The organism is Liquorilactobacillus capillatus DSM 19910 (genome assembly GCF_001434915.1).
In the GTDB taxonomy this organism is placed as follows: Bacteria; Bacillota; Bacilli; order Lactobacillales; family Lactobacillaceae; genus Liquorilactobacillus; species Liquorilactobacillus capillatus.
In genome coordinates this window covers 53111-64143 of the sequence record NZ_AZEF01000032.1, presented here as the reverse complement: position 1 = coordinate 64143, position 11033 = coordinate 53111, and the positions used below count along the sequence as shown (strand labels likewise).

Below are 11033 nucleotides of genomic sequence, written 5' to 3'. Positions count from 1 at the left end.
TCCATTGTCATACCCGACCACGCCTTTTCAACACACTTCAAGTTTCAATCCTCTAAAATTAATTTTGTACGTTTCTTCAACTCTGGTAAAACTTCATCTGCAAACCATGGATTTTTAGCCATCCATATTTGGTTACGCGGTGAGGGATGTACTATTGGAAAATATTCAGGCATGTAATTCTGATAATTTCGGACGACATCAGTTAGTTTAGTTGAACCTTTCAAGTGTAAATAACGCTTAACAGCATAGCTTCCAACTAAAAGTGTTAGCTGAATATTAGGCATTGTTTCTAATAATATTGGGTGCCATTTAGCCGCAAAACCTTTACGTGGCGGTAAATCGCCTGATTTTCCTTTACCTGGAAAGTAGAAGTCCATTGGCAATACGGCGATTTTCCCTGAATGATAAAAGACTTCATCCGACACACCCAACCATTGCCGCAATCTCACTCCACTAGGATCGTTCCAAATAATATGGGTATCCTGGGCTCTTTTGCCTGGTGCTTGTCCAATAATTAAAATTTTAGCCTTTGGGTCTGCGTAATATAGCGGCTTAATTTTCTTCTGTGTGTAGGCTATATTCTGTGAATCATTATATATTTTCTGGTTGATTGTCTCATAAGCTGGTTTCAACAAAATAACTTCCCTCCCGACAAAAAGTCTTCTCTTACATTGTAGCATTGTTCGCAAAACAGCCAAATGTGATTTTGCTAAGAAAACACTACAAACAAAAAGACCACTGCAAAAGTTTGTCTGCGTGATCTTTTGGGAATAACCTTATTTAATATTTAATTTTATTTTTGATCCAACATTTTTTTGATAACTGGGACTTGACCCAAAGTTGTTATCTCATCTTTAGATAAAACAACTAAGTTAGTATTAGAGCTTGCAAGTCCTTCAAAAGCATGAATGCTTTGATCTTTAAAATAATTACCATTAACATTCTCCAAACTAGTCTGGATTTTATTAATCCGGTAGCTTTCAGCATCTGCCCGTGTTTTAGTTGCTTGCGCTTGCGCCTGAGCTGTTTCGATCAAAGCCCTGTTCTGAGCATCAGTCGTTAACTTAATATTCTGTGCTTGCCCTTGCGCTTGGGCAATAGTCGCAATTCGTTCTCGATCAGCTGTCAATTGTTTATCCATTGCTTCTTGAATCGCAACAGATGGTGTCAGTTCATCAATATTGACCCGGTCAACATTAATGCCGTATACATTAGTCAAATCACCTATTGCAGCCGCTAGGTCAGCATTGATTTTAGATGTCGAACCTAACGCATCAGTTAGATCTAGTCTCCCGATAATATCACGTAAGTGGCCCCGCACCAACTGTGACATCGATTCAACTGAATCAGTATTTTCATAAGTGTACTTTTTGGCGTCGGTAACGTGGTAATTGAGTGTCACACTGGCCTTAATATCGGCATTATCCTTCGTAATAACTGAATATTGTGATAACTGTAAGGGACGCATCGCTAGGTTGACTGAACGAACTCGTTGAACTAATGGAATATAAAAATGAATTCCAGCTTCAACACTTTTGCGATATTTTCCTAAAGTCTCAACTAATCCCCGACAATTCTGCTGTACAATTTTAATTCCTAACAATGTAAATTCCCCCTGCAGCGCTGGACAAGTTTATAGTACAACTGGTCGCAACGTTAATATATTACCGTTAGCTTCAATCACGATATAACTCTTAGTTGAATCAAAATTCTGGTTACTTTCAATCAAATAACGATAAAAGATCCCATTTACTTGTACCAATCCATTCTCCTGATCAATTTGTTTACTGGAGATGACCTGCCCAATAAACTGACGATGTTCAAGCGAAGTTACTGTATCTATTTGCTTAAGCGACTCAAGTTCATTCTCGATCATCGTTTGCAACAAGCTATTAACACTTCTATTTTCCTGTTTGGCACGCTGTTCCAACTTTCGCTTCAAAGCCTGCGGCATCCGCAATAAGAATGTTGCCATGTCCTCCATGAAGATCACTTCCTTGCAAGTTGAGATCAGTTTGATCAATATATTATATGATATCATTTAGATATCATAAGTCAATTATTTTTTTATTTATTATTTTTTATTTTCAGCAGTTAATAGTGTATAGTAGCGATATTGTACCGGTGTTTTAAGTCGCAACTGCAGTGCCACAATTGCTTTCTGGCGGCCATTCTTGCCCAGAATCATCTTCTCAGTTGCAGAATTCTTAATAATTTCACATTCACCTAAATAATAGAAGTCCTTACCCTCAGCATCACTTTTTTTAACAAATAAATGAATCTTAACAACTGGCTTGCCTTCGTTATCTACTTGCAGTAACTTACGGACTTCATCTGAGTACAAGTGACGTGGACTGCGGGTAAACCAGCGAATCACAGCCGTATTTAGAAACTCATTCTGGTAATTTTCGCCTTTGCGTTTACCACTGGGATCCTTGGTATATGTGATAAAGATCGGACATGCATCCGTGCCAACGCGATAACCATACATTGGTGCACTGACATCCTTTTTCCAATTTAAAAGTCGACAGACATCCTTACGTGTATACTTTTGATAAAGGGTAAACAAGTCCTTCTGATCAAACTTCCGTGTTTTACTAAGTCCAGTTTCAAGGACATCATTAAAAAGCTTTTTGAACTCTGGATCAGCCAATGCTGCTACCAGCTGCGAAGCTAATTTATATTTATCTTCCACGTGAACAACCAGCGGCTGCCCTCCATATTTATCAGATTTAAACTCTTTGCCTGCCTTGATGTGAAAGAATGTCAGACTTAAAATAGCATCGATTGATGTTAAAACTGCGGTATTAACGTAACAACCATTGGCAACTAGTAGTTGTTTAAATTTTTCCCCCGTTATTTCTTGCTGTCGCAGCAAACTTTGCAGCAGTAATAGCTCGTGGGACCGCATCCCATTTAATAGTTCTTTTGTCATAAAGTATAGAACTTTATCTTGATAGCTTGTTAGCTTGAATGGTTCTTTCATTTTCAAAAGGAAATGATAGTAGTTAGGTAACAAATTATTGTTTGCAAAAACAATTGGATCCATTGAACCGTACTCCTCAAAATCCTTGAGTAAAGGAACACGTCCAAGCTTATACTTCAGTTCATTATAATCCTGACGCATCTCCAGTAGTGAATCTAACTTTACGGTCTGCAATGAAGCATATATCTGTTGGCGGGCAACTTCCGTAAAATTAATAGTCGAGATACCGATCGTAGGCTGTAAACTAAGCTCTGCCCGCGCATTATCCTTACTACGGGAACGGTCCCCCGTCAACGCCAGCGGTATCAAATAATTATTTTTGTAGTTTCCAATAAAATCAATAATAGTTACATATTCTTTATGTGCAAATTTACGTAAACCACGCCCAAGCTGTTGGATGAAAACGATGCTGGATTGCGTATTGCGCAGCATAACAATCTGATTTAGACAAGGAATATCAATTCCTTCGTTAAAGATATTGACTGTCACGATATACTCAATCTCTCCTGCCTCAAGCAGCGCCACTGTTTGCTCACGAACTTTGATTGATTCATCCGTTAATGCAACCGCTGGATGCCCTTTGGCTGTTATTAATTCGGCTAGTTCATAAGCCTCCTTTTGACGACTACAAAAAATCAAACCATGAACTTTACTACCGGAATAACCATAATATGCTAATTGTTGTAGCACATAAGCTACTCTTTGTTCAGAGGCCAAATGTCGCAGCGGAGCTTTATCATCAAGCAGTTTCCCCTGATACTCATAATCTTGCAAACCTACATAGTGAAAAGGTGTTAACATCCGCTCATGCAAAGCATCCTGTAGTCTAATCTCATACGCAATATTATAACCAAATAATTGGTAAATATTAAAATCATCAGTCCGCTCAGGTGTTGCCGTCATCCCTAGGAAAAAGGACGGCTTAAAGTAAGCTAAAATACGACGATAGCTTGCTGCTCCAGCTCGGTGTGCCTCATCTATAAGAATATAATCAAATTCTGTTGTTGAAAATTGTTGTAGTTTTTCCTGCTTAGCAAGTGTCTGAATAGTTGCAAATAAATACTTAGCTGTTTTCTCGGCATGCTGACCTGACAGTATGCCATAGTCACTTGCTGGTCCACCAAGAACTTTCCGAAAACTAAGCCGGGCTTTTTGCAGAATCTGTTCACGATGAGCAATGAATAAGAAACGCTGTGGTTTTGCTTGTTTGACGTCAAAAGCGCCTAAATAGGTCTTACCTGTTCCTGTTGCTGAAATAACCAAGCCGTTTTTCTCCCCATTTTGCCGCAATTTCTGCAAATTCTGCAGGGCCGCACGCTGCATCTTATTGGGTACGACCTCCGCTTCAGCCTGGACCGTATAATCAGCCCTTTTTTCATGTAACTGCCATTCGTTTGTTCCAAGAAGGGGAGCTTTTTTAGCAAAATCCCGCGTATATTCATTTAACCACTGTTTCGTCAGTGGGACTGCTTGAGCCCACGCCCGCTCAAGTTCTGCAGCAAGCTGAGCCGTAATGGCGCCAGCAGCATATGAGGTAAAACGCATATTCCACTCGTAGTTATGCAGTAATGCCGCTCTTGTCAGGTTAGAACTGCCAATAATTACAGACTGATAGTTCTGCTGAGCATGCTCGAAAAGATACCCTTTAACATGAAAGCCATCCTGCCGAGCAATCTTAACTTCAACATTTGTTAACTTAAGCAGTTCAGCAAAGACTTGTGGCTGGTTAAAGTACAAATAATTTGATGTTAGGATCTTCCCATAGACACCATGTCTTTTTAAATCAGCTAAAACTACTTTAAGTGGTGTTAGCATATCGGTTGTAATGAAGGCAACGGCAAAAGTAAAACTAGAACAGTTGTTCAATTCAAACCTCAGATGTTCCCAAACAGTTTCTTGTTCAATATTGCTCAGTAATTGCGGTGAAAATTCAGTAGCTGCATTATATTTATCTTGGTCGACATAACCATTCAACACCGCGGCTTGCAATTCATCTCTTGTCATATCAGTCATAGAATTTCACCTGTTTCAGATCGGTGTGTTCAAGCTCCCAAATAATTGGCCAATCAGCTGGTGCCCACTCCAGACTTGTCAATTCTGTTTGACTGACCCAGCGAATTCGACTATGTGCAATCAACTTAAAGTTTCTTGTCAGCAAGCGGGCATAATAAACAGTTAAGTGAATTATTCCAAATTTATATTCATACACAGCCGTCTTTGCAGCCTGCGGGCCCACAGTAATCTGGTCTGAAAACTCTTCTGCCAATTCCCGTTTCAAAGCAGCCTGCGGCGTCTCTCCTTTTTCAACTTTACCGCCAGGAAATTCCCACATCCCACCTAATGTCCGTCCTTCAGCACGCTTAGCTGCTAAAATTTTATCTTCATTAAGCAAAACTGCACCCACTACATAAATATTTTTCTTCACTTTTATAGTCCTTTCATTTTTTTCATCTGCATTGAGTATAACAAAGACCAGCTCATTCGCCGAATTTCACAGTAAATATTCAAAAGATGGTTTTTTAAACATTATGATATTAAAAAATTCATCAAAAGTGTATAATGGTGGTTCAAGTAAATAATGAAAAAAGAGGTCCAGTTGATGAAGACTCAAAAGAAAATCGAAATTCTACAAAAAATGATTCAAATTAACTCTGTCAATAACAACGAAACACAAGTGGCTGATTACATCAGTTCACTTTTTTCACCCTATCCTGACGTTGATATTCAAAAAATTAATTATGCCCCTAACCGTGACAATCTCGTCTTGACCATTGGGAAAAATAAAGGCCCGATACTTGGGCTTAGCGGACATATGGATGTTGTTGCTCCGGGAAATCGAGCTGACTGGAATTATGATCCCTTTGCGGCAGTAATTGCTGATCATAAAATCTACGGTCGGGGTGCTACCGACATGAAGAGTGGGCTAGCCGCACTTGTAGTAACCCTACTTGAACTTTTAGAACAAAAAGTAGATCTCCCAGGCAAGCTTCGTCTTCTAGCAACTGTTGGAGAGGAAACTGGTGAGTACGGTGCTGCCCAGCTAACTAAACAAGGCTTTGCCGATAATCTAGCCGGGCTGATCGTTGCAGAACCAACATCTAGAATGCAAAAAATCGTTTACACTGCTCGTGGCGTTATTGACTATAAAGTTATTTCTTACGGTAAGGCCGCACATAGTGCCGAACCACAGCATGGCATCAATGCGATTGATAATCTAATCGTCTTCTACCATCTTGCACTAGAAAGGTTACTGAAATTTACCGAAACAGATGCTGTTCTTGGCGGTGTGACCCACAGTATCACTAAAATAAAGGGTGGTGAGCAAGTTAACAGTATACCTTCATATGCTGAATTAATGGGCAATATTCGCACCATTCCAGCCTATCCCAATCAGTATTTTTATGATGAACTAGAGTCAATTATCGCTGAACTAAACCAAAAGGAAGGTTTTAAATTAGCAATTGCCTACAGTTTCCCTGAAGAAGCAATTGCGGGCAACCCCGATTCACGTATTATCCAGCTGGCTCAAAAAACACACCTACAAGTTTTAGGTTCAGTCGCCAAGGTCACCGGCAGCTCGGGTGCAAATGATGGTGCCGAGTTTCTACAGGCTAAAGGTCACTTCGATAGTATTGAGATTGGGCCAGGCTCTGCCACTTCACACCAAAGTAACGAATACGTCGAGATAGATGATTATTTAAATGCTATCAACTTTTATAAACAATTTGCACTTGATTTTCTTAAAGATAAGCAGATTCAAACAGATTATACTGGCATAGATTAGGAAATTCATTAATTGAGCATTTACTTTGTCCATAACACCGCCCTGCGCTACTGTGGAAGAGAGAGAAAAAACAATAGGAGGCTGGTTATATGGAAAAAAAGTATGATTATGATGTCCTCTATCTTGGCAGCGGGCACGGTGCTTTTGATGGAGCTATTCCACTGGCAAGTAAAGGCTTTAAAGTTGCTGTGATTGAAAGCGGCTTAATTGGTGGAACCTGTCCCAACCGCGGCTGTAACGCTAAAATCACATTAGATGCACCGGTTCCTTTGCAACGGCAAGTTGAAGACCTTCAAGGAATTGTTACCACACCTATTTCCTTGAACTGGCCCAAGACGGTTGCGCATAAACATGATGTCATCAAAGGTTTACCTGACTTTATCGGTGGGTTGTTAGTCGACCATGGTGTGACACTACTTCACGGACGTGGGGAGTTTCTTGATCAACATACCCTTGATGTTGAAGGCCAGCACGTAACTGCGGCTAAAATTGTTATTGCAACTGGTCTGCGCCCACATCGGTTAGCTATCCCTGGCAGTGAATTGGCACACGATAGCTCTGAATTTATGAATCTCCAAGAATTACCTGCTAAAATTGCAATTATCGGTGCAGGTTACGTCAGCTTAGAATTTGCTACTATTGCGAATGCTTTTGGCTCTGAAGTTACTGTTCTTATGCACAAGGAAAAAGCCTTACGCCGGTTCTATCAGCCTTTCGTTGAACATATCATCACGGACTTAGAAAAACGTGGTGTCCAGTTCATTCGTAATGCTGGTATCTCACATTTTAAAAAAGATGGAACGAAAACAACTATCTACTATGCAGAAAACAAGAATCTTAGTGTTGATTGGATCCTTGATGCTAGCGGTCGAATCCCAAACGTTGAGAATCTTGGACTTGCTAAAATTGGTGTTGAGTACGATTCTGCAGGTATTATTGTTAATGATCATTTGCAGACCACAGTTACTAACATCTATGCTAGCGGTGATGTTATCAAGAAAGAGCAGCCTCAGTTGACCCCTACCGCTATTTTTGAATCAACTTATCTAATGCACCTTTTTGCCGGTGAGACAAGCTCACCTATCGACTATCCAGCAATCCCTTCAGTTGTCTTCACATCTCCTCGGATTGCTCGCGTTGGTGTATCTGTTGCTGAAGCAGAAAATAATCCTGCTTACACTGTCGTTAAAAATAATGTTTTAGATAATTGGTATCGACAAGTTACACGTGAAACATTTGGCGAGAACGCACTTGTCTTCGATAAAGAGCATCACCTTGTTGGTGCAACGGAGGTTAGTGAACATGCCGAAGATGTTATTAATAGTTTGTTGCCGGCAATTGAACTAAACCTAGCGCCTGAACAAGCCGAACGTTTGATTCACCTTTTCCCAACAATTAGTTCAGCCTCTTGGGAACTACTATAGCGCAAACAATTTTACTTCAAATCAAAACCCCCAGTAAGAATGCCTTCAATGGCCTTGTTACTGGGGATTATTTTAATCAAATTCTAAAAGTTCAAAGGTCAAATAACGGCAGTTTCTCTAAATATTCGATATCCGTACGTTCAGAAGCGGCACCCTCTGCCAAAATAGCTAAACGCGCGACTACGTTTGCTTGTGCCTTGCGTAAAAGTTTCTCAGCAGCTGTAATTGAACCACCACTACTTATAACATCATCAATAATAACAACTTGCTTTCCCTTTAACAGTGTTGCGTCATTACTATCAAGGACTAATTGCTGTGGGGCGCTCGTCGTAACTGTACTGACTGATATACTTAACGGTAAATTCATGTAATCTTTGACACTTTTGCGTAAAACAATATACCGTGGTTTATTTAGGAAATGGCACATTTCTTGCGCAAGCGGGATCCCTTTACTTTCCATTGTCACGAGATAATCAAATTCAAAATTAATTTTCTGGGCTAATTTTTCAGCTGTATAACGAGTTAGCTCCGCATCACCTAAAAGGACAAACGAAGCAATAGCTACATCAGCATTAAGTTTTACCACCGGTAACCGTCGCGTTAATTTACCTATTTTTAAGTCATAATATTCCTGCATCCATTAGACCTCCACCCATAACGATGAACATTAATCATATTATCTTGCTAATAGTTCGTTTTTAATTATAGCATAAACATATTTTAACTTTTATAATCATATTTTTTTGCTTTTAAGAACAATAAAAAATAATTACCTCATTTAAATTAGAGCTTAACTGCGATAATCATTTCTTAATAAAGATAAATCTTCCACTAAAACTATTCACCGCAGAGCCGGACAAAAATTATAAACATGTCTCTGCCGCTTTAACTTATACAATATATCCTACTTCAGAGATCGGCCTTTTCTGTGTTTAGCAATTATTGCCTTCACCCCGCAAATTCCGGTCAAAATAGAAATGATCATCCCAAGCACTGATACCTCTGTTTTTGCTGTATTGCCTAATTGTGGTAAGTGTTGTTTGTTTCTCTTAGTTTGGTTTATTTGGTCTTCCTTGGACGTCTCTACCGTATTTCCAACCTTTTTTGGTCCTACAACTAATTGATGCGTCGTATTTTTAGCTGATGTCAGCGACGGAAACTTCACTCTTTGTACCAACTCAAGTCGACTTGTTCTTACTGTCTTACTGGAAGTCTCTGTTTGATTTGTTATTTTTCTCTTTGACTGTTTTGCTGGTGTAGCCTTTTTTGCTAATGTTGTCAGTTGAGGCTGTTTCTTTAGCTGCAAAGCTGCAAGCTCTGCTTGGTATGCTACCGTCAATTTACCTAACTCAGCTGTGTGGTTTGCTTTAAGTTGTGCTAACGCTGTAGCTTGCTGCTGTTGTAAACTTAACAACTGTTGTTGGTTTTCTATTTCAAGCTTGGCTAATGCCCTATTTGCCGCCATAAGTCCCGGATCTGTTCTAACCAACTGTGCTCTTGCAGCTACACGCTTATCATCGATCTTTTTTTCCGCTGTTAACTCGATATCTGGGGCTTGGACATCTGAATTACTGAGTTCCGCCATTTCAAAAACAAGTTGGTACGGATAGGCCATCTTGGGATTAGCTTGGACGCCAAAGCCCATATATTCAGCCGTAGCAAAGTTCTGCAGATGTCCATTATAATGAGCTTCATCCTGCCAGATCATGGCAGTAATGGCATTCAACGTCTCAACCTTCAACTGCAGTAAAGTTGTCTTTTGCGGCATTGACACGCCAAGATTTTCACCCACTAAGTTCAAACCACGTTGGTCAAAGATGCTTGTTTCCTGCTCATTAAAAGTAATATGATCAAAATCTTTATTCTCTTTATTTCGCAAGGCAACTAAAGCCAGCGTTGCTTCCTCAACATTTTGATTATAGTGGATTTTTGTCAATCCCCGCGCTGCACGCCAATCATTAAGCAATGTTAACGTATAATCTGCCAATTCATATTGCTGAGCTTTATCTAGAGAACCGTCGATTTGAGCCGAAGTATCAGCTCCGCCACGATAACCGTAGTAATCATAATAAGTTGGTGTTGTTGCATCAGTAATCTGTGGTTCTACTAACTTTGTAGGCAGATCTGTCTCAGAGTTGATTGCATGACCTGGCTCATATGCTTCTGTAGGAGCATTGGTCTGTGCATTAGGGGTAGCTGCCGTAATTTTCTCTGCTGCGGTCTTCTGCGCTTCAGTCTGTGCTTGCTCTACTTTTGCTTGCGCTTCTTTTTGTTTTTCGGTATTGTTCTGTTGCTGAAGTGCTGTTTGTGAGGCGTATGTATCCTTAGCTTTTATTGTCTGAGCAGTCAATTCTTGATCAGCACGGTTTTGGTCCGCTGTATACTTTTGAGTTAAAACAGCTGTTTGTTGTTGCTGTTCTACTGAAGACTTGCTACTTGCGGTTGCCAGCGCTATTATTTTAGCTTGTTGAGCACCATTGGTATTGATACTGGCAGTAACTGCCTCTTGCGGCTGTACTTCTTTTGTAGCTGTATCCGTCACCTTGATTTGACTACCAGTATCAGTTTGTTTATTAGCTGTAATCGGCTCTTTTGCTTGATCTGTTGTATCTACTGTATCTGCTATTCTTGCAGCTGCGGTTGAAGGAGTTTCATCTGCCTCAGCTACAGCCGTATTAATTGTAAATGTCGTTACAGCTGCTGTCACTACTGTAATAACTATTTTCTTGTTCATAAAATAAATCCACTCCACATTCCGGACCTAAGATCAACGGTTTTTCCGCATATTCCCTAGGTACCTAATCCCCATTTTTTATCCCCATATCAAATAAACATTATC

9 protein-coding genes are annotated in these 11033 nt (G+C 40.0%); 2 read left to right on the top strand and 7 right to left on the bottom strand.

Annotated elements, in window-relative coordinates; translation table 11 throughout:
* Positions 1-44: 44 nt before the first annotated feature.
* The 5 genes from FC81_RS07875 to FC81_RS07855 all read right to left on the bottom strand — a co-directional run bounded on the left by FC81_RS07875 (position 45) and on the right by FC81_RS07855 (position 5411).
* Positions 45-632, bottom strand: a complete 588-nt coding sequence (locus FC81_RS07875; RefSeq protein WP_201781899.1) for a uracil-DNA glycosylase family protein — start codon at positions 630-632, stop codon at positions 45-47.
* A 161-nt stretch (positions 633-793) separates the two neighbouring features.
* Entirely contained in the window at positions 794-1603 is an 810-nt protein-coding gene (locus tag FC81_RS07870; protein ID WP_057745346.1) for an SPFH domain-containing protein, read from the bottom strand.
* Between the two features lie 30 nt (positions 1604-1633).
* Positions 1634-1984 (bottom strand): Arc family DNA-binding protein, encoded by a 351-nt coding sequence (locus tag FC81_RS07865; RefSeq protein WP_057745344.1) that lies wholly within the window; start codon positions 1982-1984, stop codon positions 1634-1636.
* Between the two features lie 90 nt (positions 1985-2074).
* Complete coding sequence (locus tag FC81_RS07860; protein ID WP_157054760.1) at positions 2075-4990, bottom strand: DEAD/DEAH box helicase; 2916 nt, start codon at positions 4988-4990, stop codon at positions 2075-2077.
* Position 4991: 1 nt separating this feature from the next.
* Positions 4992-5411 (bottom strand): (deoxy)nucleoside triphosphate pyrophosphohydrolase, encoded by a 420-nt coding sequence (locus FC81_RS07855; RefSeq protein ID WP_057745337.1) that lies wholly within the window; start codon positions 5409-5411, stop codon positions 4992-4994.
* 174 nt (positions 5412-5585) lie between these two features.
* Here FC81_RS07855 and FC81_RS07850 point away from each other — a divergent pair, with 174 nt between their 5' ends.
* Complete coding sequence (locus FC81_RS07850; protein ID WP_057745334.1) at positions 5586-6770, top strand: ArgE/DapE family deacylase; 1185 nt, start codon at positions 5586-5588, stop codon at positions 6768-6770.
* 89 nt (positions 6771-6859) lie between these two features.
* Positions 6860-8194: a dihydrolipoyl dehydrogenase family protein gene (locus FC81_RS07845; RefSeq protein ID WP_057745332.1), complete on the top strand. Its 1335-nt coding sequence runs from the start codon at positions 6860-6862 to the stop codon at positions 8192-8194.
* Between the two features lie 91 nt (positions 8195-8285).
* Here the strand turns inward: FC81_RS07845 and FC81_RS07840 are convergent, their stop codons facing one another.
* Both FC81_RS07840 and FC81_RS07835 read right to left on the bottom strand, forming a co-directional pair.
* The gene (locus FC81_RS07840) at positions 8286-8831 is read right to left on the bottom strand and encodes a phosphoribosyltransferase family protein (RefSeq protein WP_057745329.1); all 546 of its coding nucleotides are present in this window, start codon (positions 8829-8831) and stop codon (positions 8286-8288) included.
* A 267-nt stretch (positions 8832-9098) separates the two neighbouring features.
* Positions 9099-10928 carry an SEC10/PgrA surface exclusion domain-containing protein gene (locus tag FC81_RS07835; RefSeq protein ID WP_057745326.1) on the bottom strand — a complete coding sequence of 610 codons (1830 nt, stop codon included), beginning with the start codon at positions 10926-10928 and terminating at the stop codon, positions 9099-9101.
* Positions 10929-11033: the final 105 nt, after the last annotated feature.

Coding starts and splice junctions, on each gene's coding strand:
- FC81_RS07865 (WP_057745344.1), bottom strand. CDS start 1,984: ATGGAGGACATGGCAACATTCTTATTGCGGATGCCGCAGGCTTTGAAG.
- FC81_RS07860 (WP_157054760.1), bottom strand. CDS start 4,990: ATGACAAGAGATGAATTGCAAGCCGCGGTGTTGAATGGTTATGTCGAC.
- FC81_RS07850 (WP_057745334.1), top strand. CDS start 5,586: ATGAAGACTCAAAAGAAAATCGAAATTCTACAAAAAATGATTCAAATT.
- FC81_RS07845 (WP_057745332.1), top strand. CDS start 6,860: ATGGAAAAAAAGTATGATTATGATGTCCTCTATCTTGGCAGCGGGCAC.
- FC81_RS07840 (WP_057745329.1), bottom strand. CDS start 8,831: ATGCAGGAATATTATGACTTAAAAATAGGTAAATTAACGCGACGGTTA.
- FC81_RS07835 (WP_057745326.1), bottom strand. CDS start 10,928: ATGAACAAGAAAATAGTTATTACAGTAGTGACAGCAGCTGTAACGACA.